Annotated in this window: 20 protein-coding genes, 10 tRNA genes, 3 rRNA genes and 1 riboswitch; of the genes, 32 read left to right on the forward strand and 1 reads right to left on the reverse strand. The window is 54.0% G+C overall.

Features of this window, described 5'->3' with window-relative positions:
• The first annotated feature begins 94 nt into the window (after window positions 1–94).
• The 20 genes from MKY86_RS32535 to MKY86_RS32630 all read left to right on the forward strand — a co-directional run bounded on the left by MKY86_RS32535 (window position 95) and on the right by MKY86_RS32630 (window position 13,341).
• Window positions 95–1,655, forward strand: a 16S ribosomal RNA gene (locus MKY86_RS32535).
• Between the two features lie 124 nt (window positions 1,656–1,779).
• A 5S ribosomal RNA gene (gene rrf / locus MKY86_RS32540) occupies window positions 1,780–1,896 on the forward strand.
• Window positions 1,897–1,943: 47 nt separating this feature from the next.
• Window positions 1,944–2,020: transfer RNA gene (locus tag MKY86_RS32545), tRNA-Ile, on the forward strand.
• A 96-nt stretch (window positions 2,021–2,116) separates the two neighbouring features.
• Window positions 2,117–2,192: transfer RNA gene (locus MKY86_RS32550), tRNA-Ala, on the forward strand.
• 204 nt (window positions 2,193–2,396) lie between these two features.
• Window positions 2,397–5,322 (forward strand): 23S ribosomal RNA (locus tag MKY86_RS32555).
• Together the 16S, 23S and 5S rRNA genes with 10 tRNA genes alongside form the textbook arrangement of a ribosomal RNA operon.
• Window positions 5,323–5,472: 150 nt before the next feature.
• Window positions 5,473–5,564 (forward strand) — tRNA-Ser (locus MKY86_RS32560).
• 24 nt (window positions 5,565–5,588) lie between these two features.
• Window positions 5,589–5,665, forward strand: a tRNA-Met gene (locus MKY86_RS32565).
• 9 nt (window positions 5,666–5,674) lie between these two features.
• Window positions 5,675–5,750: transfer RNA gene (locus tag MKY86_RS32570), tRNA-Val, on the forward strand.
• Between the two features lie 33 nt (window positions 5,751–5,783).
• Window positions 5,784–5,859 (forward strand) — tRNA-Thr (locus MKY86_RS32575).
• A gap of 18 nt (window positions 5,860–5,877) precedes the next feature.
• Window positions 5,878–5,955: transfer RNA gene (locus tag MKY86_RS32580), tRNA-Asp, on the forward strand.
• A 137-nt stretch (window positions 5,956–6,092) separates the two neighbouring features.
• Window positions 6,093–6,168, forward strand: a tRNA-Phe gene (locus tag MKY86_RS32585).
• 4 nt (window positions 6,169–6,172) lie between these two features.
• A tRNA-Tyr gene (locus MKY86_RS32590) sits at window positions 6,173–6,255 on the forward strand.
• Between the two features lie 11 nt (window positions 6,256–6,266).
• Window positions 6,267–6,339: transfer RNA gene (locus tag MKY86_RS32595), tRNA-Lys, on the forward strand.
• Window positions 6,340–6,486: 147 nt separating this feature from the next.
• Window positions 6,487–7,587: a helix-turn-helix domain-containing protein gene (locus MKY86_RS32600; RefSeq protein WP_036726230.1), complete on the forward strand. Its 1,101-nt coding sequence runs from the start codon at window positions 6,487–6,489 to the stop codon at window positions 7,585–7,587.
• Window positions 7,588–7,696: 109 nt separating this feature from the next.
• A complete protein-coding gene (locus tag MKY86_RS32605; RefSeq protein WP_036726231.1) occupies window positions 7,697–8,818 on the forward strand; it encodes an ABC transporter ATP-binding protein in 1,122 nt (373 codons plus the stop codon).
• Window positions 8,819–9,045: 227 nt separating this feature from the next.
• Complete coding sequence (gene hprK / locus MKY86_RS32610) at window positions 9,046–9,984, forward strand: HPr(Ser) kinase/phosphatase (protein WP_036726232.1); 939 nt, start codon at window positions 9,046–9,048, stop codon at window positions 9,982–9,984.
• A gap of 12 nt (window positions 9,985–9,996) precedes the next feature.
• Window positions 9,997–11,028, forward strand: a complete 1,032-nt coding sequence (gene lgt / locus MKY86_RS32615) for a prolipoprotein diacylglyceryl transferase (protein WP_076077014.1) — start codon at window positions 9,997–9,999, stop codon at window positions 11,026–11,028.
• A gap of 8 nt (window positions 11,029–11,036) precedes the next feature.
• Window positions 11,037–11,696 (forward strand): pyrophosphatase PpaX, encoded by a 660-nt coding sequence (ppaX, locus tag MKY86_RS32620; RefSeq protein WP_076077032.1) that lies wholly within the window; start codon window positions 11,037–11,039, stop codon window positions 11,694–11,696.
• Window positions 11,693–12,184 carry an acyltransferase gene (locus tag MKY86_RS32625; protein WP_076077035.1) on the forward strand — a complete coding sequence of 164 codons (492 nt, stop codon included), beginning with the start codon at window positions 11,693–11,695 and terminating at the stop codon, window positions 12,182–12,184. The genes ppaX and MKY86_RS32625 overlap by 4 nt, the downstream gene beginning before the upstream one ends.
• Window positions 12,184–13,341: an acyltransferase gene (locus MKY86_RS32630; RefSeq protein ID WP_076077038.1), complete on the forward strand. Its 1,158-nt coding sequence runs from the start codon at window positions 12,184–12,186 to the stop codon at window positions 13,339–13,341. Before MKY86_RS32625 ends, MKY86_RS32630 begins: the two co-directional genes overlap by 1 nt.
• A 92-nt stretch (window positions 13,342–13,433) precedes the next feature.
• On the opposite strand, the gene gntK is transcribed toward MKY86_RS32630, so the two are convergent.
• The gene (gntK, locus tag MKY86_RS32635; RefSeq protein ID WP_076077551.1) at window positions 13,434–14,972 is read right to left on the reverse strand and encodes a gluconokinase; all 1,539 of its coding nucleotides are present in this window, start codon (window positions 14,970–14,972) and stop codon (window positions 13,434–13,436) included.
• Between the two features lie 269 nt (window positions 14,973–15,241).
• Between gntK and MKY86_RS32640 the strand changes: the two genes are divergently transcribed.
• The 12 genes from MKY86_RS32640 (at window position 15,242) to trxB (ending at window position 26,450) form a co-directional block, all read left to right on the forward strand.
• A complete protein-coding gene (locus MKY86_RS32640) occupies window positions 15,242–16,459 on the forward strand; it encodes an ATP phosphoribosyltransferase regulatory subunit (RefSeq protein ID WP_076077553.1) in 1,218 nt (405 codons plus the stop codon).
• Window positions 16,460–16,519: 60 nt separating this feature from the next.
• A complete protein-coding gene (hisG, locus tag MKY86_RS32645; RefSeq protein ID WP_036726240.1) occupies window positions 16,520–17,164 on the forward strand; it encodes an ATP phosphoribosyltransferase in 645 nt (214 codons plus the stop codon).
• Between the two features lie 36 nt (window positions 17,165–17,200).
• Window positions 17,201–18,511 (forward strand): histidinol dehydrogenase, encoded by a 1,311-nt coding sequence (hisD, locus tag MKY86_RS32650; RefSeq protein WP_076077040.1) that lies wholly within the window; start codon window positions 17,201–17,203, stop codon window positions 18,509–18,511.
• Complete coding sequence (gene hisB / locus MKY86_RS32655; protein ID WP_076077043.1) at window positions 18,498–19,109, forward strand: imidazoleglycerol-phosphate dehydratase HisB; 612 nt, start codon at window positions 18,498–18,500, stop codon at window positions 19,107–19,109. Before hisD ends, hisB begins: the two co-directional genes overlap by 14 nt.
• A 1-nt stretch (window position 19,110) precedes the next feature.
• Window positions 19,111–19,731 (forward strand): imidazole glycerol phosphate synthase subunit HisH, encoded by a 621-nt coding sequence (hisH, locus tag MKY86_RS32660; protein ID WP_076077045.1) that lies wholly within the window; start codon window positions 19,111–19,113, stop codon window positions 19,729–19,731.
• Between the two features lie 41 nt (window positions 19,732–19,772).
• Entirely contained in the window at window positions 19,773–20,522 is a 750-nt protein-coding gene (hisA, locus tag MKY86_RS32665; protein WP_036726245.1) for a 1-(5-phosphoribosyl)-5-[(5-phosphoribosylamino)methylideneamino]imidazole-4-carboxamide isomerase, read from the forward strand.
• 25 nt (window positions 20,523–20,547) lie between these two features.
• Entirely contained in the window at window positions 20,548–21,306 is a 759-nt protein-coding gene (gene hisF / locus MKY86_RS32670) for an imidazole glycerol phosphate synthase subunit HisF (RefSeq protein WP_076077048.1), read from the forward strand.
• Entirely contained in the window at window positions 21,303–22,022 is a 720-nt protein-coding gene (gene hisIE, locus MKY86_RS32675) for a bifunctional phosphoribosyl-AMP cyclohydrolase/phosphoribosyl-ATP diphosphatase HisIE (protein WP_076077050.1), read from the forward strand. The genes hisF and hisIE overlap by 4 nt, the downstream gene beginning before the upstream one ends.
• A 14-nt stretch (window positions 22,023–22,036) precedes the next feature.
• A complete protein-coding gene (gene hisJ, locus MKY86_RS32680) occupies window positions 22,037–22,864 on the forward strand; it encodes a histidinol-phosphatase HisJ (protein WP_076077053.1) in 828 nt (275 codons plus the stop codon).
• 23 nt (window positions 22,865–22,887) lie between these two features.
• Window positions 22,888–23,835 carry a ribose-phosphate diphosphokinase gene (locus tag MKY86_RS32685; protein WP_036726251.1) on the forward strand — a complete coding sequence of 316 codons (948 nt, stop codon included), beginning with the start codon at window positions 22,888–22,890 and terminating at the stop codon, window positions 23,833–23,835.
• Between the two features lie 166 nt (window positions 23,836–24,001).
• Window positions 24,002–25,450: a tetratricopeptide repeat protein gene (locus tag MKY86_RS32690; RefSeq protein WP_340827736.1), complete on the forward strand. Its 1,449-nt coding sequence runs from the start codon at window positions 24,002–24,004 to the stop codon at window positions 25,448–25,450.
• Between the two features lie 46 nt (window positions 25,451–25,496).
• On the forward strand, window positions 25,497–26,450 hold the full coding sequence (gene trxB, locus MKY86_RS32695; protein ID WP_076077056.1) for a thioredoxin-disulfide reductase: 954 nt from the start codon (window positions 25,497–25,499) through the stop codon (window positions 26,448–26,450).
• A gap of 49 nt (window positions 26,451–26,499) precedes the next feature.
• A riboswitch (TPP riboswitch) is annotated at window positions 26,500–26,606 on the forward strand.
• Window positions 26,607–26,644: the final 38 nt, after the last annotated feature.

Here is a 26,644-nt window from a genome sequence, read left to right on the forward strand (position 1 = left end):
GTGAGTGGGAAATCACTTCGGTGAGATCCAAATTAGAGAATATAACAATTCTCGTCAGATGCTTCAAAATGAGCAATCGCTCTTTCTAAATACCAATTTGGAGAGTTTGATCCTGGCTCAGGACGAACGCTGGCGGCATGCCTAATACATGCAAGTCGAGCGGAGTTTGAAAGGAAGCTTGCTTCCTTTCAAACTTAGCGGCGGACGGGTGAGTAACACGTAGGCAACCTGCCCTCAAGCCTGGGATAACTACCGGAAACGGTAGCTAATACCGGATAATTTCTTTTTTCTCCTGAGAGAAGAATGAAAGGCGGAGCAATCTGCTGCTTGGGGATGGGCCTGCGGCGCATTAGCTAGTTGGTGGGGTAACGGCCCACCAAGGCGACGATGCGTAGCCGACCTGAGAGGGTGAACGGCCACACTGGGACTGAGACACGGCCCAGACTCCTACGGGAGGCAGCAGTAGGGAATCTTCCGCAATGGGCGCAAGCCTGACGGAGCAATGCCGCGTGAGTGATGAAGGTTTTCGGATCGTAAAGCTCTGTTGCCAGGGAAGAACGTCCGGTAGAGTAACTGCTGCCGGAGTGACGGTACCTGAGAAGAAAGCCCCGGCTAACTACGTGCCAGCAGCCGCGGTAATACGTAGGGGGCAAGCGTTGTCCGGAATTATTGGGCGTAAAGCGCGCGCAGGCGGTTATTTAAGTCTGGTGTTTAAACCTTGGGCTCAACCTGAGGTCGCACTGGAAACTGGGTGACTTGAGTACAGAAGAGGAAAGTGGAATTCCACGTGTAGCGGTGAAATGCGTAGATATGTGGAGGAACACCAGTGGCGAAGGCGACTTTCTGGGCTGTAACTGACGCTGAGGCGCGAAAGCGTGGGGAGCAAACAGGATTAGATACCCTGGTAGTCCACGCCGTAAACGATGAGTGCTAGGTGTTAGGGGTTTCGATACCCTTGGTGCCGAAGTTAACACAGTAAGCACTCCGCCTGGGGAGTACGGTCGCAAGACTGAAACTCAAAGGAATTGACGGGGACCCGCACAAGCAGTGGAGTATGTGGTTTAATTCGAAGCAACGCGAAGAACCTTACCAGGTCTTGACATCCAACTAACGAAGCAGAGATGCATCAGGTGCCCTTCGGGGAAAGTTGAGACAGGTGGTGCATGGTTGTCGTCAGCTCGTGTCGTGAGATGTTGGGTTAAGTCCCGCAACGAGCGCAACCCTTGACTTTAGTTGCCAGCAGGTTGAGCTGGGCACTCTAGAGTGACTGCCGGTGACAAACCGGAGGAAGGTGGGGATGACGTCAAATCATCATGCCCCTTATGACCTGGGCTACACACGTACTACAATGGCCGGTACAACGGGAAGCGAAGCCGCGAGGTGGAGCCAATCCCAGCAAAGCCGGTCTCAGTTCGGATTGCAGGCTGCAACTCGCCTGCATGAAGTCGGAATTGCTAGTAATCGCGGATCAGCATGCCGCGGTGAATACGTTCCCGGGTCTTGTACACACCGCCCGTCACACCACGAGAGTTTACAACACCCGAAGTCGGTGGGGTAACCCGCAAGGGAGCCAGCCGCCGAAGGTGGGGTAGATGATTGGGGTGAAGTCGTAACAAGGTAGCCGTATCGGAAGGTGCGGCTGGATCACCTCCTTTCTATGGAGAATCGTCACCTGCAACGGTGACATTCAAATCGGAAGCTTAGCTTCCACAATAGAACCTTCGGGTTCGGACACTCACTCGTGTTCAGTTTTGAAAGAGCAAGTCTCTTTCGTATGCGTTTGGTGGCGATAGCGGAGGGGTTCCACACGTACCCATCCCGAACACGACCGTTAAGCCCTCCAGCGCCGATGGTACTTGGACCGAAGGGTCCTGGGAGAGTAGGACGCCGCCAAGCGAACAATCAATTCATTGATTGCTTCACTACTGCAAGTTTTGTTATATGGGCTTTTAGCTCAGTTGGTTAGAGCGCACCTCTGATAAGGGTGAGGTCGGTGGTTCGAGTCCACCAAGGCCCACCATATAACAATCTGAAATTGAATAGTAAGTACCGGGGTCCCCGAAAAGTAATCGGAATTAACCTCGAAGCTACACCTCACTTTTTGGGGTGAATTTATGGGGCCATAGCTCAGCTGGGAGAGCGCCTGCCTTGCAAGCAGGAGGTCAGCGGTTCGATCCCGCTTGGCTCCACCAAAACTTCTTTACAACAGTATATGCACATCGTCTGTTATTCCGAACATCACAGTCGTGATTGTTTCATAATAACAGCAACTTGATCCTTGAAAACTGGATACCGAAACGAATTTGCGTTTTAGAACATTCCTTTAAGCTGAACTTGTGTAAACAAGTTTTGAATTAATGGCGATGCTAAGCGGTTTTCCTAACGGAAAACACATTGGTTAAGCTACTAAGAGCACACGGAGGATGCCTAGGCGCCAGGAGCCGACGAAGGACGTGGCGAACAACGAAACTGCCTCGGGGAGCTGTAAGCAAGCTTTGATCCGGGGGTGTCCGAATGGGGAAACCCAGCTGTGGTAATTCGCAGTTACTCGTATCTGAATACATAGGATACGCAGAGGCAGACCAGGGGAACTGAAACATCTAAGTACCCTGAGGAAGAGAAAACAATAGTGATTCCGTCAGTAGCGGCGAGCGAACGCGGAACAGCCTAAACCAAGGGGCTTGCCTCTTGGGGTTGTGGGACGTCTCACATGGAGTTACAAAGGAATATGGTAGGTGAAGAGGTCTGGAAAGGCCCGCGATAGAGGTAAAAGCCCTGTAGCCTAAACTGTGTTCTCTCCGAGACGGATCCCGAGTAGTGCGGGGCACGTGAAACCCCGTATGAATCCAGCAGGACCATCTGCTAAGGCTAAATACTACCTGGCGACCGATAGTGAAACAGTACCGTGAGGGAAAGGTGAAAAGCACCCCGGAAGGGGAGTGAAATAGAACCTGAAACCGTGTGCTTACAAAAAGTCAGAGCCCTCTTTATGGGTGATGGCGTGCCTTTTGTAGAATGAACCGGCGAGTTACGTTTAACATGCAAGGTTAAGGTGAGAAGCCGGAGCCGCAGCGAAAGCGAGTCTGAATAGGGCGACTAAGTATGTGGACGTAGACCCGAAACCGTGTGATCTACCCCTGTCCAGGGTGAAGGTGCGGTAACACGCACTGGAGGCCCGAACCCACGCATGTTGAAAAATGCGGGGATGAGGTGGGGGTAGCGGAGAAATTCCAATCGAACTCGGAGATAGCTGGTTCTCCCCGAAATAGCTTTAGGGCTAGCCTCGGTGAATGGAGTGGTGGAGGTAGAGCACTGATTGGGTGCGGGGCCCGCAAGGGTTACCAAGCTCAGTCAAACTCCGAATGCCATTTACTTCTTGCCGGGAGTCAGACAGTGAGTGCTAAGATCCATTGTCAAAAGGGAAACAGCCCAGACCATCAGCTAAGGTCCCCAAGTGTGTGTTAAGTGGGAAAGGATGTGGAGTTGCACAGACAACCAGGATGTTGGCTTAGAAGCAGCCACCATTGAAAGAGTGCGTAATAGCTCACTGGTCGAGTGACTCTGCGCCGAAAATGTAACGGGGCTAAACACACCACCGAAGCTATGGCTAGATACTTTGTATCTGGGGTAGGGGAGCGTTGTATATACGTTGAAGGTGTACCGTAAGGAGCGCTGGAGAGTATACAAGTGAGAATGCCGGTATGAGTAACGAAAAGATCAGTGAGAATCTGATCCGCCGAAAGCCCAAGGTTTCCTGAGGAAGGCTCGTCCGCTCAGGGTAAGTCGGGACCTAAGGCGAGGCCGACAGGCGTAGTCGAAGGACAACAGTTTGAAATTACTGTACCACCGTAATCCGCTATGAGCGATGGGGTGACGCAGGAGGGTAGTGACGCGGACTGATGGATGTCCGTCTAAGCAGTGAGGCTGGTGTGTAGGCAAATCCGCACATCGTAAGGCTGGGCTGTGATGGGGAGCGAAAATTATAGTAGCGAAGGTCATGATCTCACACTGCCAAGAAAAGCCTCTAGTCAGGAGAAGGTGCCCGTACCGCAAACCGACACAGGTAGGCGAGAAGAGAATTCTAAGGCGCGCGGAAGAACTCTCGTTAAGGAACTCGGCAAAATGACCCCGTAACTTCGGGAGAAGGGGTGCCTCGGTAGGGTGAATAGCCCGAGGGGGCCGCAGTGAAAAGGCCCAAGCGACTGTTTAGCAAAAACACAGGTCTGTGCGAAGCCGTAAGGCGAAGTATACGGGCTGACGCCTGCCCGGTGCTGGAAGGTTAAGGGGAGCGGTTAGGAGCAATCCGAAGCTGTGAACCGAAGCCCCAGTAAACGGCGGCCGTAACTATAACGGTCCTAAGGTAGCGAAATTCCTTGTCAGGTAAATTCTGACCCGCACGAATGGCGTAACGACTTGGGCGCTGTCTCAACGAGAGATCCGGTGAAATTTTAATACCTGTGAAGATGCAGGTTACCCGCGACAAGACGGAAAGACCCCATGGAGCTTTACTGCAGCTTGATATTGAATTTGGGTACGATCTGTACAGGATAGGTGGGAGCCGTGGAGGCAGGAGCGCAAGCTTCTGCGGAGGCGCCGTTGGGATACCACCCTGATCGTATCTAGGTTCTAACCTAGTGCCCTTAGCGGGTACGGGGACCGTGTCAGGCGGGCAGTTTGACTGGGGCGGTCGCCTCCTAAAGAGTAACGGAGGCGTTCAAAGGTTCCCTCAGAATGGTTGGAAATCATTCGCAGAGTGCAAAGGCATAAGGGAGCTTGACTGCGAGACCTACAAGTCGAGCAGGGACGAAAGTCGGACTTAGTGATCCGGTGGTACCGCATGGAAGGGCCATCGCTCAACGGATAAAAGCTACCCTGGGGATAACAGGCTTATCTCCCCCAAGAGTCCACATCGACGGGGAGGTTTGGCACCTCGATGTCGGCTCATCGCATCCTGGGGCTGAAGTAGGTCCCAAGGGTTGGGCTGTTCGCCCATTAAAGCGGTACGCGAGCTGGGTTCAGAACGTCGTGAGACAGTTCGGTCCCTATCTGTCGTGGGCGCAGGAAATTTGAGAGGAGCTGTCCTTAGTACGAGAGGACCGGGATGGACGTACCGCTGGTGCATCAGTTGTTCCGCCAGGAGCATGGCTGAGTAGCTACGTACGGACGGGATAAGCGCTGAAAGCATCTAAGCGTGAAGCCCCCCTCAAGATGAGATTTCCCAGTATGTAAGACCCCTTGAAGACGACGAGGTAGATAGGTTGGAGGTGGAAGTGCAGCAATGCATGGAGCTGACCAATACTAATCGGTCGAGGGCTTATCCAAAAAAATACCCCAAAAAGTGAAGATGAAGCTGACGAAGCGGATTCCGAATACTTTCCGGGGGCCCCGTAACAAGGGCAAACGCAGATTCGTTTCGGATTCAGTTTTCAGGAATCAATTTCCTGTGCGGATTTACATGGCTACCATTAATTTGGAGAGATACCCAAGTGGCTATAAGGGGACCCTCTGCTAAGGGGTTAGACTGCGTAAGCGGTGCGAGGGTTCGAATCCCTCTCTCTCCGCCATTATAAATCCAATACTTGTAGTGTGGCGGCGTAGCTCAGCTGGCTAGAGCGTACGGTTCATACCCGTGAGGTCGGGGGTTCGATCCCCTCTGCCGCTACCATACATACCCGGAGGCTTAGCTCAGCTGGGAGAGCATCTGCCTTACAAGCAGAGGGTCGGGGGTTCGAACCCCTCAGCCTCCACCATTTTTATGTTCGAATTGTATCGCCTTACACCGTGCCGGTGTAGCTCAACTGGTAGAGCAACTGACTTGTAATCAGTAGGTTGGGGGTTCAAGTCCTCTCGCCGGCACCATTTTTAAGAGCAAATTGTGGAACCGTGGTGTAGTTGGCCTAACATGCCTGCCTGTCACGCAGGAGATCGCGGGTTCGAATCCCGTCGGTTCCGCCATTTTCAATGGCATAAGGGATGAGAATTCCCTGGGTTCGTTGAAGCATAGGCATCGTAAGGAATACTTCGCAATCTCTTAACGGAGTGAAGAGTATCCCGTCGGTTCCGCCATTTTTTTGTTTTTAGGTTTTTTTTATGGCTCGGTAGCTCAGTCGGTAGAGCAAAGGACTGAAAATCCTTGTGTCGGGGGTTCGATTCCCTCCCGCGCCACCATCATGGAGGCTTAGCGAAGTGGCCAAACGCATCAGACTGTAAATCTGCTCACGTACGTGTTCGGTGGTTCGAATCCATCAGCCTCCATCCCTTTTTAGGAGCCATTAGCTCAGTTGGTAGAGCACCTGACTTTTAATCAGGGTGTCGAAGGTTCGAGTCCTTCATGGCTCATCTTAAGTCAAACGGTCATCACTTTAGGGTGGTGGCCTTTTTTGTATTTTGATACATGATACAAGTATGCCGGTAAGCGCAAATTCCGCATTTTACAGCAAAATATGATAAAATAAGCGAAAAAAGCAAAAGTGGTGGAGAATGGTGATGATGGATAGTGAGGGTTTGCGTCAAAAATTGGAGCAACTCACCGGAAAGAGGACCGGAATCAAGCAGCTGGGGAGACAGCATTCCGCTTCACTTTTTGGCATAGGTACGGATAAGGATCAGGAACTGCCGGTCATTCATGAGGGTTATCTCTGGATTCCCCTCTATGAGAATGATGGCCGTGTTACAGCAGTGTGGGTGGAGACAGAGGGGCTGTCGCCGCTGGAGCTGGAGCTGGTGAATTATGCCGGACGCAATTTTGCGGTAGCGCTGAAGGCAACCGGGTTCAAGGAAGAAGGGGAGATGGAGGCGCGGCAGCTTAGCGGCTGGCTGAATGCTCAACTGGAGCAGGAGAAGGACGATGCGGAGATCCCGGATGAAATCTCGCTGAAGGGCCGGCTGTTCGGAGATATGATTCCGTTCATGCTGGTAAGCGAGAATGTTCATAATCCGCAGATGACGTATCGCTCCTTAATGAAGCTGCTGCGCAGTTATTTCGAGAATGATGTATTGCTGGTTCCCCTGCAGGATAAGGAATGGTTAATTTTAGCCCGTAAGGAACTCCTCACAGGCGGAGATGATAAAGAGGATGAGGAAGAGAGTGCTGAGGATTTGCTGTCACAGACTTCTATGGGGCTGCATGAACTGATTGCCAGCGAGTGGGTTGGCGTCTTCCATCTGGCGGTCTCTCCAGCCATTATCCCGGTTAAAGGTCTGACAGGAGCAGTCGCCTTGCTGCGGGAGACCATTATTCTTGGCCGTATCTTCCAGGTAGGCGATTATATTCATCTGCCGTGGGAGCTGCACATGGAGCGGCTGGTTAACAGTATTCCGGATGACCGGCGGAGACAACTGCTGGGCCAGATCGGTGATTACACGGCGGTACTGGCGGATAAGGAAATGCTGCTGACGCTGGAGAGTTTTTTTGAAATGGACTGCAATGTCAGTGAAACCGCCAAGAAGCTGTACATTCACCGCAACACGCTGCTCTACAGGCTGGACAAGATCAAACAGGAGACGGGGGCCGATGTCCGCAGCTTTGGGGATGCCGCTATTGTGAAGCTTGCCATGTTATTGTATAAAGTGACGAAAAGAAAATAGGTTTTTTGTGAACCTTGCAAATAGCCATGAGGCCGGCTCTGGGGTAAGATAAGTGTACAAGAAAGCGTTTGATTTTCTAATCCAATACTAGACTCGAGGGGGAAATACAATGGCAGGCGTACGTTTAGAGCATATTTTCAAAAAATACCCGGGTTCCGATAAAGCAACAGTAATCGATATCAATCTTGATATTAAAGATAAGGAATTCCTCGTACTGGTTGGTCCTTCCGGTTGCGGTAAATCCACAACCCTGCGTATGATCGCTGGTCTGGAAGAAATCTCTGAAGGTAAAATGTACATTGGTGACCGTGTAGTGAATGACGTTGCTCCTAAAGACCGTGATATCGCGATGGTATTCCAATCCTACGCGTTGTACCCGCACATGAGTGTATATCAGAACATGGCTTTCGGTCTGAAATTGCGCAAAGTGAAGAAAGAAGAAATCGACAAGAAAGTGCGCGAAGCAGCGAAAATCCTGGATATCGAGCACTTGCTGGAACGCAAACCTAAGGCACTGTCCGGTGGTCAACGTCAACGTGTCGCTCTAGGCCGCGCAATCGTCCGTGATCCACAAGTCTTCTTGATGGATGAGCCTCTTTCCAACTTGGATGCTAAACTTCGTGGTCAAATGCGTGCTGAAATCACTAAGCTGGTGAAACGCCTTGAAACTACTTGTATCTATGTAACGCATGACCAGACAGAAGCAATGACGATGGGTGACCGTATCGTAGTTATGTACGATGGTATCATCCAGCAGGCAGCTTCCCCTGAAGAACTGTACAATGAGCCTACGAACCTGTTCGTAGCCGGATTTATCGGTTCCCCTACCATGAACTTTATCAACGGTACTCTTTCCGAAGTGAACGGCGCTGTCCGTTTCCGTGCAGAGAACCTTGATGTTGAAGTTCCAGGCGGCAAAGCTACAATCCTGCGTAACAAAGGCTTCATCGGTAAAGATGTAATCATGGGCGTTCGTCCAGAAGACATTCATGAAGAGCCAGTGTTCCTGGAAGCTTCCCCTAACACAATCTTCACTTCGATGGTTGATGTTACGGAAAACCTTGGTCATGAAATGCTCCTCTACTTGAGCGGTCTTGGCAATAACACTGTAATTGCGCGTGTAGATGGACGTTCCACTACCCGTGAAGGCAGCAAGCCTAGATTGGCCATCGACATGAACAAAGTCCACATCTTCGACAAAGAATCCGAACTTAACGTTCTGCTGGGATAAGATTCTGCAGGGTAACATAGTTTATAATGAAGAAAGCCGCCTGGTTAGGCGGCTTTTTCTTGTAATGATCATGGTGGAATGGAACGATAACAGCTGGGGTTAAGATTGCATTCACTGGCATAATCCATTAAGATAGCAGGAGAATTACCTGTAGCTGGAATGGATAAAGATGTAACCGGTATGCGGGGAAGCGGCATAAGCCGCGGGTGACGAAAGGACGGACATATATGGCTAAGAAGGTAAAAGTATCGGAATTGGTGCAGCATTTTCAATTAGAGGTAGTATCCGGACATGAAGGTCTGAAGAGACCGATCACAGTGGATGATTTGAACCGTCCCGGGCTGGAAATGGCCGGTTATTTCGAATATTATCCGGAAGAACGTGTGCAGCTACTAGGCAAAACAGAGCTGGCTTTCTTCTCTATGCTCTCAGAGGAAGAACGGAAAAGCCGGGTACGCGGTATCTGTAACGACAATACCCCGTGTATCGTCATTACTCGTGCGTTGGATGTACCTCAGGAGCTTGTAGACATCAGCAACGAGAAGGGACTTCCCGTGCTTCGCAGCTCGATGGCGACCACGATTTTCTCAAGCAGACTGACCAGCTTCCTTGAGGGCAGACTGGCACCGACAGCAACAATTCACGGTGTTCTCTGTGATGTATATGGGGTAGGGATGCTGATTACAGGCACCAGCGGCATTGGTAAAAGTGAAACGGCACTGGAACTCGTTAAACGCGGTCATCGCCTGATTGCCGATGATGCGGTGGAGATCCGTCAGACCTCGGATAATCAGCTTCATGGTACCGCACCGGAATTAATCCGTCACCTGCTGGAGATCCGCGGTGTCGGGATTATTAATGTGATGACGCTCTTTGGGGCAGGCGCTATCCGTAATCACAAGCGGATTACTCTGGTGGTCAGACTGGAAGCCTGGCAGCAGGACAAGCAGTATGACCGACTGGGACTGGATGAGGAGACGACACGGATTATTGATACCGATGTGCCGCTAGTTACCATCCCTGTCCGTCCGGGACGTAACCTCGCTGTCATTATCGAGGTGGCTGCGATGAATTACCGGCTCAAGCAAATGGGCTTTAATGCCGCGCTACAATTTACGAATAAACTTACCGCCACCATCTCAGAAGATATGGATGATCTGGATTAGGAGTGTGAGAGCATGTTTTATTCACTAGCGATTGACCCGATTGTCTTCTCGATTGGTTCTCTGCCGGTTCACTGGTATGGCCTGATTCTGGGTCTTGGTGCGCTTACCGGGCTCTTCCTATGTATTCAAGAAGGCAAACGGTACGGCATTTCGCAGGAGTTCTTCATGGATATGCTGCTGCTGGGCTTGCCATCGGCCATTATTGCTGCGCGGATTTATTTTGTAGCGTTCAAATGGGAGGATTATAAGGACAACCTGCTGGATGTCTTCAAGGTCTGGAACGGCGGTATTGCAATATACGGTGCGCTGATCGGAGCAGTTGTCTGCGGAGTGATCTATTTCCGCTATAAAGGCTACTCGGCTTGGCGGCTCATTGATATTTGTGCACCGGGACTGTTGGCTGGTCAGATGATCGGACGCTGGGGGAACTTCGTGAACCAGGAAGCTTACGGCGGCGTGGTGGAGGAGTCGTTCCTGCGCGACAAGCTGCATCTGCCGGATTTCATTGTGAATCAAATGTACATAGGGGATGCCTTCCATCACCCGGCCTTCCTGTATGAGTCACTCTGGTGCCTGCTCGGGATCCTGCTGCTGTTCGTTCTGCGACGTCAGAAATTTGTGCGTGCCGGAGAGATCTTCGTATCCTATTTAATTTGGTACTCCATCGGCCGCTTCTTCATTGAAGCGTTGCGGACGGACAGCCTTGCCTTCAATGGCAGCAGCGGAGCGGCCTCATTCATTAATGCGCTATGGAGCCCGATGAAGTGGCTGGGCTTCGAGCAGGGGTATCTTGACCCGGCGTATGGCAATATTCGTGTCTCGCAATTATTGTCGCTGCTGATTATTATTGCGGCAATCGCCTTGATCATTATCCGGCGCGTAAGCGTCCGGCCGCTGCCTTACTACTCAGACCCGATCATCAGTACCAAACCGGCAGCGGCAGATGCGGTAGTTCCAGAGAGTGCTGTGAATACGCCTCAGAAGCCTTCTCAGCCAGTTCAGCCGGTGGAAGATCCCTCTAAAGATAAGGAAACAAAGGAGTAATACAATCAATGATAGAATGCGTGTTATTTGATCTGGACGGAACGATTGTGAATACGAATGAGCTGATCATCAATTCGTTCATGCATGCGCTGAAGGAGAATAACCTGCCGGCGCTGACCCGGGAACAGATCATTCCCTTGATGGGAACTACACTTCAGCAGCAGCTAGGCGCATTCTCCGGCCTGGAGCCGAAGGATATAGGTGTGCTGGAACGGTCCTACCGTTCGTACAACAATGCGCATCATGATGAGCTGGTCCAAGCTTTTCCCCATGTGAATGAGACGATGGAGGAGCTGCAGCGCCGGGGAATCAAGCTTGGGATTGTGACCACGAAGATCCGGCCTAACACATTGAAGTCACTGGAAATGTTCGATCTGTTGAAATATATGGAGACGATTGTTACGGTGAATGATGTGACTCATCCGAAGCCGCATCCGGAGCCGGTGCTCACGGCAGTGGCCAATCTGGGTGTTGATCCAGCCAAGACACTGATGGTTGGCGACAGTGCTGTCGATATTCAGTCTGCGAAGGCAGCAGGGGTTCGTGTAGCCGCTGTGGCCTGGTCGCTTAAGGGTGAGGCTGTGCTGCGCACCTATGAACCGGATTACATCATCCAGGAGATGAAGGATTTGTACTCTATTGTGGAGCAGGAGACTATGCAGCCGTGAGAAAGATAACCCGTTATCCCGTGGAGGGGCATAATTCGCTCTGGCATATTTACCGCACGGTCAGCCCGTGGAAGGGTGTGCGCAATTTTATTTTTATCCAGATTGCCCGTTATTGCCCGATTCTGCCGCTCAAGAACTGGATTTACCGCCGGGTGCTCGGGATGAAGATAGGTAAGCATACTGCGTTTGGACTTATGGCGATGGTGGATGTTTTTTTTCCGGAGAAGATCTCTATCGGGGAGAACACGGTTATCGGCTATAACACTACGATCCTGGCTCATGAGTATCTCATCAAGGAGTATCGGCTGGGTGAAGTTATGATCGGCGAGAATGTAATGATTGGGGCTAACACGACTATTCTCCCTGGGGTTACGATTGGGGATGGGGCTACGGTTGCGGCGGGATCGGTGGTTCACAAAGATGTTGCTGCCGGTTCGTTCGTCGGGGGGAATCCGCTCCGCGAGCTGCGTAAACAGGAGGAATCATAATGGCTCAAAAGGAAAGAATTCCACAGCTTGATATTTTTCGGGCAATCGCTATTTTTGCGGTGATCGCCATCCATGCCACTTCACGCACGTTGGCTGAGACACTGGGCACTTCCATGTTCCCTCCGTTTCTGTTTATTAACAAGTTCAGCCAGTTTGCGGTGCCTTCCTTTATATTCTTAAGCGGGTTCGTCCTGTTCTACAATTATATTGACCGTCCGCTGGGCGGGAAGGTACTGGCCAAATTCTACAGCCGCAGACTGATCTATATTATTGTGCCTTATCTTGTGTTTACGGTGCTGTATTTTGGACTGAAAATGACGGCCGGTCATACCTGGGGGATGCCTCTTCAGGAGATGGGCGGGAAGTTCTTCAAGTATCTATGGACGGGTACGGCGTATACACATCTCTATTATATCATCATCATTATCCAGTTCTATCTGCTGTTCCCGTTGATACTCTGGTGTCTGCAAAAAGTCCGGCATCTCGCGGCATGGGCACCGGTGATCGGGCTTGCTCTACAGTGGGGCTTCGTGCTGCTTAACAAATATATGGTGAACCATGGGTATTGGCAGCTGTCCAAGGGTAGTCTGGCCATTACGTATTTCTCGTATTTCCTGTTAGGTGCGGCGATTGCGATCTACTACAGCTCCTTGAAAAAGTGGCTGGTTCCCTCCCGCGAAGGCTGGTGTTCCGGTAAAGGGACAAGCTGGGTGGTACTATGGCTCTTATGGGCGGCTGCCGGAGCTTACCATGTGGTCTTGTGGTATAACAACTATACGAAGAAAACAGTAATCAATAGTCTATGGTACGAAGGGTTTTCGAACCTGCATGCCTTGCTCTCTTGTCTGGTACTGTTCCAGCTGTCCTTCCTGCTGTACGGGGCAGGACGCAGCGTGCTGAGCAGACTGCTGCTCTCGGCCGGGGCATGCTCCTTCGGTATCTATCTGCTCCATCCGCTGTTGCTGTTCATGTACCGGAAGCTGCCGTTCCACGGCGGATCGCTGGCCTATACGGCGGCAATAGCGGGCGGCTGGCTGGTGGCCCTCCTGGGCTCCTGGCTGGTGGTTGCTCTTGCCTTCCGTTATGTGAAGCCGGCCTGGATGGTGTTCGGCTCTGCACCGCAGAAGCCTGCAGCAGCGCCAAAGGCGACAGTGTAGACTTAGGCTAAGTTCATATATTGAAAGCGCCGGCTGGCCGCATCTGCGGCTGTCCGGCGCTTTGCTGTAAGCAGGCGGTTCTGGAAAACACGTTAGCCGGGCTGTTCTCCCGCCTGCTCGCGCTGGAAGTCGGCGATAGCCTGATACTGATCCTCCAGACTGCGGGATACCGAGATGAAGATGGGCAGCAGCTGTTTGTAGGCTTTGGCGTGGGCAGTAACAGGCTCATGCCGGTGAGTGGAGCCAATCATGCTGAAGACAGCATCCAAGGAATCGATCCGCCGGATGGCGTATAATCCCAGTACAACAGCGCCGAGGCAAGAGCTCTCGAAGCTCTCAGGGACGACTACCTCCTGATCGAAAATATCCGCCATCATCTGCCGCCATAGCGCCGAGCGGGCGAAGCCGCCGGTAGCCAGGATTCTAACGGGCTCACCGATACATTCCTCAATGGCCAGCAATACGGTGTACATATTGAAGATGACACCTTCCAGCACCGCACGGATCATATGCTCCTTACGGTGATTCATGCTTAACCCGAAGAAGGAGCCGCGGGCATCAGGATTCCACAGCGGTGCGCGTTCTCCGGTCAGATACGGATGGAAGAGCAGTCCGTTGCTGCCGGGCGGCACCTGCTCGGCGATCCGGGTTAATACTTCGTAGGGATCAATGCCCAGGCGCTTCGCCGTCTCTACTTCAGAAGCAGCGAACTCATCACGCACCCAGCGGAAGAGCATCCCCCCGTTATTCACGGGGCCGCCAATCACCCAATGCTTGTCTGTCAGGGCGTAGCAGAAGATCCGTCCTTTGGGGTCGGTCAGCGGATGGTCAACTACAGTACGGATGGCACCGCTTGTGCCTATCGTTGCAGCGATTACCCCCGGCTCCATTGCCCCTACGCCCAGGTTGGACAGAACGCCGTCACTGGCGCCTACTACAAACGGAGTGTCCGTGAGCAGACCGAGCTTTCCGGTAAGCTCCGGAAGCAGGCCCTGCAGGATATGGGTGGTCGGGACCGGACGGGATAGCCGCTCTGGAGTAACACCGGCAATCCGGAGCGCCTCCTCGTCCCAGTCGAGCTTCTCCAGATTGAACATGCCGGTGGCAGAGGCGATGGAATGGTCAATCACATATTCTCCGAACAACCGGAAGAAAATATATTCTTTGATGGAGATGAACTTGTAGGTCTGCCGGAACAGCTCGGGCTGCTCCTCGCCCAGCCACATCAGCTTGGTGATTGGAGACATAGGGTGTATAGGCGTTCCTGTCCGCAGGTACAGCTCATGTCCATTCAATTCATCCTTCAACCGCCGGGCATAGCGGCTGCTCCGGTTATCAGCCCAGGTGATACAGGCGGTCAGCGGCTTACCCGCAGGATCTACAGCGATGACGCTATGCATAGCGGAGCTGAACGAGACCAGCAGAATGGATTCAGGTGTTGCAAGGCTCTCCTGCATGACCGATGCTATGGTATGAATTACGGCTTCCAGAATCTGCTCCGGGTCCTGTTCTGCGACAGAGGGGGAGGGCTGATGCAGCGGATAGCCCTGATTGCTCTGAGCGACAATTGTTCCGTTCTCCTCAAAGAGGACAGCCTTCGTGCTGGTGGTTCCAATATCAACGCCAATCATATAGGATGTACTCAAGCCGTCAGTCCTTCTTTCTGCTTCTGAATTAGATACCGGGAATACTTAATGGAGGAAATAAAGTACAATCATATTAACTTATTATATTCGCCGCTTATCCTGGTGGCAAAAGGAACTCTGGAATTCAAGCGAATTGTTGACGCAAAAGGATGGTCCGTGATACGATATTGCCACTACTTTACTTTGCTACCACTTTACCATGATAAAGCATTTGATGATACCCTTTAACATATCCGATGAGGTGAACAATGAAGATGGCCAAACCAAAGGGATTTGAAAAGCCTGCCGGCGTAAGAGATTATCTCCCGCGTGCGGTAACGAAGCTGCGCAAGATCGAGAAGGATGTACTTCACTGTATGAGCCGCTGGGGCTACCGGCAGATGATTACGCCTACTCTTGAATATTACGATACGGTCGGTGTAGCCAGCTCTACATCTGATCAGAAGCTGTATAAATTGCTGAACAACCGTGGGCAGGCGCTGGTGCTGCGTTCAGAAATGACGGCACCTGTAGCCCGTGTGGTCTCCTCTCTATTGAAGGATGAGCCGCTGCCGCTGCGTTTGTCCTACCATGCCAACGTCTTCCGGGCCATTGAAGAAGAGGCCGGGCGGGAGGCAGAATTCTTTCAGACCGGTGTAGAGCTTGTCGGTGATGATTCGCCGGAGGCTGACGCGGAGGTAGTCGCGCTGGCAATTGCTTCACTGCAGGCGGCGGGCGTAAAGTCTTTTAAAATAGCAATTGGACATGTGGGCTTCCTCGACGGTCTCTTCCAGGAGGCGGTATCCGGTCTGCCCCAGGCTCAGGAGGAGCTGAAGAGCCATCTGCTCAGCCGCGATTATGTAGCCTTCCGCCAGACGCTGCGGCGTCTTGAGCTGTCTGCTGCCCAGAAGCAGGAGCTGGACGGACTGCTGCGGTTGCGCGGCGGGAAGGAGATCTGCGGTCAGGCGCTGGAGCTGAGCAACCATCCGGTGGCGCGCGCGTCGATCGAGCATCTGTGCAAGGTCTGGGAGGTGCTGGTTGCTTACGGTGTCTCCGAGCATGTGCTGATTGATCTGACGATGATCGGTGATTTCTCTTACTATACAGGCATGACCTTCGAGGGATATGCTTCCGAGCTGGGCTTCCCGGTATGCAGCGGCGGCCGGTATGACAACCTGCTGCAGCAATTCGGGCGTCCGATTCCCTCCACCGGCTTCTCCCTGAAGACCAACCGTATTCTGGATGGAGTCTCCGGGCTGCTGGAAGAGGAAGAGCTGCCGATTCTGGTCCAGTACGATGTACTGCGGCGCCAGGAGGGTCTGGCCGAGGCTGCGAGGCTGCGCTCGGAAGGGCATGCTGTGGTTACACGGCTGGCAACAGGCCCGGAGGAGCTGAAGACCGTGAAGCGGCTGGATGCGGATACTATTCAGGCAGAGGGCGAGCTGTACGGCGAGATCTACACGTTCGTGTCGTTTGTCAGCGAGCATGGGTGAGCGGAGCTGCTGCAGGTGGTTTTGAAATGATGAGTACACACGAAACGGGGGCGGGTATTGATGGCACAGATTCTTAAGGTGGCCATGCCGAAAGGCCGGATTTACAATAAAGCGGCAGAGCTGTTCCGCCAGGCGGGACTGCCGATTCCTCCGGACGGAGAAGAGTCGCGCAAGCTGGTGATTTCCTTGCCGGAGGCCGGAATGGAGTTCATTCTGGCCAAGCCGGTGGATGTGCCCACTTATGTAGAGTATGGAGTGGCGGATATCGGTATTGTCGGCAAGGATGTGTTGCTGGAGGAGAGCCGCGATGTGTACGAGTTGCTGGATCTCGGGATCGCCCGCTGCCGGATGTCGATTATCGGGCTTCCGAACTGGCAGCCGGGCATTCAGCAGCGGGTAGCTACCAAGTACCCGAACGTGGCTTCGCGGTATTTCCGTGAGCAAGGCCAGCAGGTGGAGGTTGTGAAGCTGAACGGCTCCATCGAGCTGGCACCGCTGATCGGGCTGGCTGACCGGATTGTGGATATGGTAGAGACCGGCCAGACGCTGAAGGATAACGGTCTGGTGGAGATGACGAGCATCTTCGAGATCACCAGCCGCCTGGTGGCGAACCGGGTAAGCTACCGGATGAAGAATGAGGAGATTCAGCAGCTGTGCGACCGGCTGCAGGCTGTTATTGCAGAACCGGGGTTGCAGGTAAAATAATATAAGCAAAACTATAAGCTCAAGGGGGAAGCGGCGGTGAAGATCCAGTCCAGTAAGGAATTTAAACTGCAGCGTGAGGTGGAATACGGCACGCCGGAGCAGAACAAGGCCGTACGTGAAATCGTGGCCGATATCAAGCGGGAAGGCGACGCGGCGCTGCTCCGTTATACGGAGCGCTTCGACGGCGCTGTACTGACGCCAGCGCAGCTGCGCGTAACGCCGGAGGAGCTTGAGGCCGCCTACGGCCGGGTAGAGGAGTCCTTCGTGACGGCGATTCGCGCAGCAGCCGTGAATATCCGTGCGTTCCATGCGCGGCAGAAACGCAATTCCTGGATGGATCTGCAGCCGGACGGCACGATCCTCGGCCAGATCATCCGCCCGCTGAAGCGCGTGGGCGTCTATGTTCCCGGCGGCAAGGCGGCCTACCCGTCCTCGGTGCTGATGAACGTGATACCGGCACAGATCGCCGGGGTGCCGGAGATCGTGATGGTGACGCCGCCTTCGACGGGCGGCTCTGAAGGTATTGATCCTTATATTCTCGTGGCCGCCGCTGAAGCGGGCGTACACGAGATCTACCGCGTAGGCGGCGCGCAGGCCATCGCCGCCCTCGCCTTCGGCACGGAATCGATCGTGCCGGTCGACAAGATCTGCGGGCCAGGGAACATCTACGTGGCCCTGGCCAAGCGCGAGGTCTACGGCGCTGTCGACATCGACAGCATCGCCGGACCGAGCGAGATCGTCGTGCTCGCCGACGATACCGCTGAGGCCGCCTACATCGCGGCCGACCTGCTCTCGCAGGCCGAGCACGACGAGATGGCGTCGGCGATCCTCGTGACGCCGTCGCAGCGTCTCGCGGAGGCGGTGGCTGCCGAGGTTGAGCGGCAGCTGCAGGCATTGCCGCGCGAGCAAATCGCGCGGGCCTCGGTCGAGAACTACGGCGCGATTATCGTCGTAGACTCGCTTGAGGAGGGCATCTCCGTGGTGAACCGGCTCGCGCCGGAGCATCTGGAGATTGTGGTGAACGACCCGATGGGGCTGACCGGCGCAATTGAGAACGCCGGTGCGATCTTCCTCGGGCCGTACAGCTCGGAGCCGGTCGGCGACTACTTTGCCGGACCGAACCATATTATACCGACGAATGGCACAGCACGGTTCTCCTCGCCTGTAGATGTGGATGACTTCATCAAGAAGTCCAGTCTGATCTATTACAGCAAGGAAGCGCTGCTGCGCGACGGGGCGGCGATTATGGAGCTTGCCCGGCGTGAAGGACTGGAAGGCCATGCACGCGCGATAGAAATCCGGCTTACGAACGAAGCGAAAGGTGGAGACGGAAATGGAGAACAATAATAACGAAGTGGCGCTGCGTAAGGCCGGACTTAGCCGTACAACCAATGAAACGGACATCAAGCTAACCTTTGCCGTGGACGGCAGCGGGGTCTCCGAACTGGAGACCGATGTACCGTTTCTGAATCATATGCTGGATCTGTTCACGCAGCATGGACAGTTTGACCTGAGTGTGCAGGCTCGGGGCGATATCGATATCGACGATCACCACACGGTGGAGGATATCGGCATCTGTCTGGGACAGGCACTGCGGGAAGCGCTTGGCGACAAAAAAGGCATCAAGCGTTACGCAAGTGTCTTTGTCCCAATGGATGAGGCACTGGCTCAGGTAGTCATTGATGTCAGCAACCGGCCGCACTTTGAATACCGGGCGGAGTATCCTTCCCAGCAGGTGGGCAGCTTCTCAACAGAGCTGGTTCAAGAATTCCTCTGGAAATTCGCGCTGGAAGCCAGAATTACACTGCATGTCATCGTGCACTATGGGTTCAACACCCACCACATGATTGAAGCGGTATTCAAGGCGCTGGGACGGGCACTGGACGAAGCGACTATCGTAGATCCCCGGGTGAAGGGCGTGCCTTCAACGAAGGGAGTGCTATAGGATGGCCGTTGCAATCGTCGATTACGGCATGGGCAACCTGCACAGTGTCAGCAAGGCCGTAGAGCGGCTGGGGTATACGAGTCTTGTAACCTCGGATGCCGCCGAGATCCTGGCGGCAGACAGTGTCATTCTGCCGGGAGTCGGTGCCTTTGGCGATGCGATGGAGCACTTACGGGAGAGCGGAATGGATGATGTCGTCCGGGCCGCAGCGTCAGCGGGCCAGCCGGTGCTGGGCATCTGCCTCGGAATGCAGCTGCTGTTCAGCAGCAGCGAGGAGCATGGCGAGCATAAGGGGCTGGGGCTTTTGCCCGGCGCAGTGGTGCGCTTCGCCCCCCGGGACGGCTACAAGGTGCCGCATATGGGCTGGAACAAGCTGAGCTTCCGCCAGCCGGAGAGTCCGCTGCTGGCCGGCCTGACGGAGGGGCATGTGTACTTCGTGCACTCCTATCATGCACTCGCGGCAGACAGCGATCTGCTGGCTGTCACAGACTACGGACATCCGGTAACGGCTATCGTGGGGCGCGATAATGTCTACGGCATGCAGTTCCACCCGGAGAAGAGCGGAGAGCTTGGCATGAAGCTGCTGGGTAATTTCCTGCAGCTCCGGGGACAGCAGGCTTAGCTGCCTGAATCACTAAATTGCAATGAAAGCGGGGAGTATTCATGTCTTCTTTTATCCTATATCCGGCGATTGATATCCGGGACGGCAAGTGTGTCCGGCTGCAGCAGGGTGATTATGCCCAAGAGACGATCTATAACGACAGTCCGGTAGAGGTGGCTAAGTCATGGGAAGAGCAAGGCGGGCAGTATATCCATCTGGTGGATCTGGACGGAGCCAAAGCAGGCTGCCCTGTGAATGATTCCATCATTGGGGCCATTGCTAAGCATGCGAATGTTCCTGTACAGGTAGGCGGCGGTCTCCGTACACTTGCCGATGTTGAGAAGCTGCTGGGCCTCGGCGTCAGCCGGGTGATTATCGGAACGGCGGCTATTAATGATCAGGCTTTTACAGAAGCAGTTCTTGCCAAATACGGCGACAAGGTAGCTATCGGCATCGATGCGCGCAACGGCTATGTGGCTACGCACGGCTGGCTTAACACCTCGGAGGTTCGCGCTGAAGACCTGGCCAGGGAGCTGGCCGCCAAAGGTGCCGAGACCTTCATCTATACCGATATCTCCCGTGACGGGATGATGCAGGGGCCGAACGTGGAAGGCATTCTCTCTATGGCTAAAGCAAGCGGCCGCAGCGTAATCGCTTCCGGCGGCGTGACCAGCCTTAATGATCTGCAGCGCCTGAACGTACATAGCGGCAGCGGAATCGGCGGGGCGATTGTGGGCAAGGCGCTGTATACCGGCAATATTAATCTGGGTGAAGCGCTGCAGACCCTGGGCCAATCCTCCGGATTGCGGTAAGTCTATACTAAGGAGGGGTCTTGGCATGTTGGCGAAACGGATTATTCCTTGTCTGGATGTGAAGGACGGGCGTGTGGTAAAAGGCGTGAATTTTGTGAATCTGCGCGATGCCGGAGATCCGGTGGAGCTTGCGGCGCTGTACGACCGCGAGGGCGCGGATGAGCTGGTATTCCTCGATATTTCCGCTTCTGTGGAAGGCAGGGCGACCATGATTGAAGTGGTGCGGCAGACGGCGGGTGAGATTGCCATTCCCTTCACGGTGGGCGGGGGCATCTCGACACCTGATGATATGAAGCGGATTCTGCGTGCCGGAGCGGACAAGATCGGCATTAACACGGCCGCTGTAAATAACCCTCAACTGATTTTGGAAGGGGCCCGTCACTTCGGCTCCCAGTGTATTGTAGTGGCGATGGATGCCAAATATAATGAGGCTTGGGGCGAATGGGAAGTGTATACGCACGGCGGACGTACGCCCACGGGTATCCGGGCTTTGAACTGGGCCAAGGAAGCCGAGCGGCTGGGCGCGGGTGAGATTCTGCTTACAAGTATGGACGCGGACGGGACCAAGGACGGCTTCGACCTGAAGCTGACAGCGGCGGTCAGCGACCTGCTGAGTATTCCTGTCATTGCTTCCGGCGGGGCCGGGAGAATTGAGCATTTCTATGATGTATTTACGCAAGGCCGGGCAGATGCCGGACTTGCGGCAACCATTTTTCACTATAAAGAGATTGCTATTCATGATCTGAAGGTTGATCTGAAGCAAAGAGGAGTAGAGATCCGATGAGCGAGGACAAGAAGGATATCGCACTAAGCCAGCAGGAGGCTGTGTCCGGCATCCGTTGGAATGAATCAGGCCTGCTGCCTGCTGTCATTCAGGATGCGCGCACCCTGGAGGTATTAATGTTCGCCTATATGAATCCTGAATCGCTGCAGCGCTCCCTTGCGAGCGGCCAGACCTGGTTCTGGAGCCGTTCACGCAGCGAGCTGTGGCATAAGGGGGGAACGTCCGGCAATACGCAGGCGATCACTTCGATCCATTACGATTGTGACAGCGATACGCTGCTGGTGAAGGTAGTGCCGGAGGGACCGGCCTGCCATACCGGGGAGAACAGCTGCTTCTTCCGCGAGATTCCGCTCGATTCACCGGCAAACGTAACTGACACTGCCGGGGCTGCCGTGAATGCTGCTGAAGCAGAGAGCGGCCGGTTTGCGGTACTCGGGGAGCTGGAGCGTGTGATTGCCGAGCGTGAGGTGAACCGTCCTGAGGGGGCGTATACGACCTATCTGTTCGACAAGGGCGTGGACAAGATCCTGAAGAAGGTCGGTGAGGAAGCCTCCGAGACGATCATTGCCGCCAAAAACAAAGATAATGCCGAGCTGCGCCTGGAGGTCAGCGATCTGATCTATCACCTGCTGGTGCTGCTGCAGGAGCGCAAGCTTCCGCTGGATGAGATTCTGGAAGAGCTGAGCGCCCGCCATGAACGCCCGCGGCGGGATTAGGAGGAACTTTCTGCATGCATATCGATTATCATACCCATCATGAACGCTGCGGCCATGCCGTCGGGAAGCTGGAGGAGTATGTGCAGCAGGGCATCGCTCTGGGTCTTGAGCAGCTCGGGCTGTCGGATCATCTGCCGCTGATCCATGTCGACCCGGACCACTACTATCCCGAGATGGCTATGCCTCTTGCGGAGCTTCCGCGATATGTGGAGGAATGCCTTACGCTGAAGGAGCGCTACCGGGGCACGATTGAGCTGCGGGTCGGGCTGGAGGCGGATTATATTGAGGGATATGAGGAGCAGATCCGCGAGCTTTTGGCACCCTATCCGTGGGATTATCTGATTGGCTCGGTGCATTTCCTGGGAGAATGGGATATTACCGACCACCGGCAGACCCATGGCTGGGAAGGCCAGGATGTAATGGCGGTATACCGCCGCTATTATGATGCTGTACAGAAGTCGGCGTTATCAGGATTATATGATATTATAGGACATATGGACGTCATCAAAAGGTTCGGTTACGGACCCCGGACGCCGGAGGACCTGGCGGAGGCTAAGAAGCTTGAGCTGGATACGCTGAAGGTCATTGCCCGCAGCGGCATCTCGATGGAGCTGAACGCTTCCGGGCTGACCAAGCCGTGCGCCGAGATGTTCCCGGCAGAGCATGTGCTTGTTCAGGCGCTTGAGCTGGGCATTCCGCTCACGGTTGGCTCTGATGCGCATGATCCCATGAAGCTGGGAGACGGCTTAACAGAGGCCCGGGACATGCTCTGGCGCACCGGCTTCCGCGAACTGGCCGTCTTTGAAGGACGCCGCCGTACATCTGTTCCGTTCAACGTATAAATTTATAATCCCAGGAGGGTACTATGCATCATCAATTACGGATTTTTTCCGGTTCGTCGAATCCGAAGCTTGCCGCTGATATTGCGGAGCGCCTTGGTGCGCCGCTTGGCCAGATTAAGCTGACCCGTTTCAAAAGCGGCGAGATTTATGTGCATTATGAAGAGAGCATCCGGAACTGCGACGTATTTTTGGTGCAATCCCTGGCTCATCCGATTAACGAGCTTTTTGTAGAGCTGCTGGTCATGATTGATGCCGCCAAGCGCGCATCGGCCAGAACGGTGAACATTATCGTTCCCTATTACGGGTACGCCCGGCAGGAGCGTAAGTCCGCACCACGTGAGCCGATCTCGGCCAAAATGGTCGCCGATGTGCTGACCACCGCCGGTGCAACGCGCGTAATTACGATTGATCTGCATGCCGCAGCCATACAGGGATTCTTCAATATTCCGGTCGATCATCTGACGGCGCTTGATCTGATTAGCGGTTATCTGAAGGTGAAGGGGCTTACCGATCTGGTCGTGGTCTCCCCGGATGCGGGACGAGCGTCCATGGCGGAGAAGCTGGCCAGCCGGCTGGATTCGCCGTTCGCCATCATGATTAAGAAGCGTCCGGCGCATAATGAATCGGTGATTACGCATGTCATTGGTGATGTGGAAGGCAGGACGCCAATCATTATAGAGGATCTTATAGATACCGGAACCACGATCGTCAATGTGGTGGAGGGCCTGAAGGAGCGGGGCGCCCGGAACAGTATCGTCTGTGCTACGCACGGACTGTTCTCCGGGGATGCGCTTGAGCGGATGGATCATCCCAATATCGACGAGATTGTCATTACCGATTCGATTGCCCTGCCGGACGAGCATTCCAGCAGATTCGCAGTGCTCTCGGTAGCTCCCATGCTGGCTGAGGCCACGCGTATTATCATCGAGGGCGGTTCCATAGATAAGCTGTTCAGAGACGCGGGGATTTAACTCCCGCGTCTTTTTTTGAGCTTTTCCCTCCCGTTAGCTCTCTCTCTGAGACTTGAGAATCTCGTTGCCACATGTGGTATACTGTGTGAAGAAGACAGCCGAGACCATAAATGGAAACGAACAGGTAAGGCTAGGGAAGCTGAAACAAGGGAGGTGCCTTGCTTCCATGATAGAGAGAACTTCAGAGAATGCCGCGGAGCACAGTAATGTCATTCCGGTCACTCTGGATGCCAATTTTTTCTTTGAAAGAGCCGTTCGGTCGCTGGACCGCTTTCAATATGATAAGGCATTAAGAAATTTTCGCAAAGCTGTTGAATATGAGCCGGATAATCCGGTGAATCATTGCAATATGGCGGGTATATTATCTGAGATGGGCAATTATACCGCATCTAACGAGATTCTTATCCATGTTCTGGAGAAAATCGACCCCGCTATGACAGAATGCCATTTCTACATGGCTAATAACTTCGCCAATATGGAAAGCTTTGAAGAGGCGGAGCGTTCGCTGGTCACTTACTTGGAAGAGGATGCTAACGGCGAGTTCATGACCGAATCCGAAGAACTGATGGAGCTGCTGCAATATGAGCTGAACCGGCCTGCTCCGCTGGTGCGTATCCGCAGCCGTGAGGGAGTCGTAGAGCATGACCGGGCGCGTAGTCTGCTGGAGGAGGGTAAGTTCCCTCAGGCTGTAGAGCTGCTGGAGGAGATCACTGCGGGTACCCCGGATTTTTTGGCTGCGCATAATAATCTGGCATTAGCTCATTTCTATATGGGCCGGTTCGCCAAGGCGAAGGAATGTCTGAATGAGGTGCTGAAGCAAGACCCCGGCAATCTGCATGCTCTGTGCAATATGGCCATCTTCCTGCAGTATGCAGGAGATAAGGAACAGCTTGAAACGCTGCTCGGTATGCTTGAAGCAACGGTGCCGTTCCATCAGGAGCATGTATTCAAAATGGCTACAACCATGGGTATCCTGGGCCGGCACGCTGCCGCTTACAGCCATTTCCGCCGTCTGCTGAAGGATGAGGAGGTCGCCGGAGATGCCGGGCTGTATCATTACTGTGCGGCCGCGGCAAGCAATAGCGGAAAACATGATGAGGCGCTGCGCTGCTGGAGACAGGCAGCCAAGCTGGACCCTGCTTCCGCTGTCCCGGCGTTCTTCCTGTCCCAGCTCCAGCAGGCCCGGGCAGAAGGACAGCCTATGCCTGCTGTCAGCTATAACTATCAGCTGCCCTTCCAGGAGCAGCTGAAGCAGTGGAAGGGCAATACGGGCAGATTCACTGAAGAAGTGCGGAATAATCCGCTGCTGCGCGCCTCGTTCTTCTGGGCGCTGCGCTACGGCGATTCCGCTACGAAGCTTCAGGTGACCGAGGCTCTCCGCTGGATTGAGGACGAGGAGATGTCCGAGGTACTGCGCGGAGTTCTGGAGCAGGAGCCGCTGCAGGAGGACCGCCTGCAGGAGGCGGTATTGTTCAGCCTTCAGCGGCTGATCGGGGAGAACCTGAATGAAGCCGGCGGCTCGCCCGGCGAAGAGCAGGAGCCTGCGGCTGCTCCCGGACCCAAGGGGATGCTGCCCGGAACCGGCGGCTTATCGCCGTCCACTACCCGTATTTGAAGCAATTGCTGTTGTAAGAACACCTACTTGTAAGGAGGCCAATGTAATGTACAAAACGATTGTAATCGGAACAGGCCCGGCCGGGCTGACTGCCGCGATTTATCTGGCGCGTGCGAACCTGAGCCCGCTGGTCATTGAAGGTTTGCAGCCGGGGGGACAACTGACAACGACGACAGAAGTGGAGAACTTTCCAGGCTTCCCTGAAGGGATTCTGGGTCCGGACCTGATGGACAATATGCGCAAGCAGGCGGAACGCTTCGGCGCTGAATTCAAGAATGGCTGGGTGGAGTCGGTGGACTTCTCACAGCGTCCGTTCAAGGTAACAGTGGACGGAATGGGTGTACTGGAAGCGGAGTCGGTTATTATTTCAACCGGGGCCTCTGCAAGATATCTGGGCATTCCGGGCGAGCAGGAGAATGTGGGACGCGGGGTCAGCACCTGTGCGACCTGTGACGGCTTCTTTTTCCGTAATAAAAAGATTGTCGTCGTCGGCGGCGGAGACTCCGCTATGGAGGAAGCCAGCTTCCTGACCCGCTTTGCGTCCAGCGTAACGCTGGTTCACCGCCGTCCCGAGCTGCGGGCCTCGAAGATCATGCAGGACCGGGCGCGTGACAACAGCAAGGTAACCTGGGCCTTGAACCGCACACCGGTTGAAGTAACGGTAGGAGAGACCGGAGTGAAGGGCCTTACGGTGCTTAATAATGAGACAGGTCTGACAGAGCTGGTAGAAGCAGACGGTGTGTTCGTAGCGATTGGACACACACCGAACACAGCCTTCTTAGGCGGCCAGATTAACACCGATGCCAACGGTTATATCGTGGTGAACCCGGGTACCACCGAGACCAACATCCCGGGTGTATTCGCCTGCGGCGATGTACAGGATACACGTTACCGTCAAGCGATATCGGCAGCGGGAACCGGCTGTATGGCCGCTATGGATGCCGAGAAGTTCCTGGAAGGTACGATGGTGCACGACTGGAGCGAATCGCTGGATAAATAACGGGTTTACAAGAATTACCCATACAGGTAAAATGTATTTAATTAGATAAGATACCCACTAGGGGAGCCTGAATAGGCTGAGACGGGAAAATTGAATTTCCGGACCCTTGAACCTGATCTGGATCATACCAGCGTAGGAAAGTGGAGTCGGACCTTTTTTGAATACAGTCTTATTTGACTGTTCCTTTAATAAAG

Origin of the sequence: Paenibacillus sp. FSL R7-0333 (assembly GCF_038000365.1) — a bacterium.
Lineage (GTDB): Bacteria > Bacillota > Bacilli > Paenibacillales > Paenibacillaceae > Paenibacillus_AQ > Paenibacillus_AQ silagei.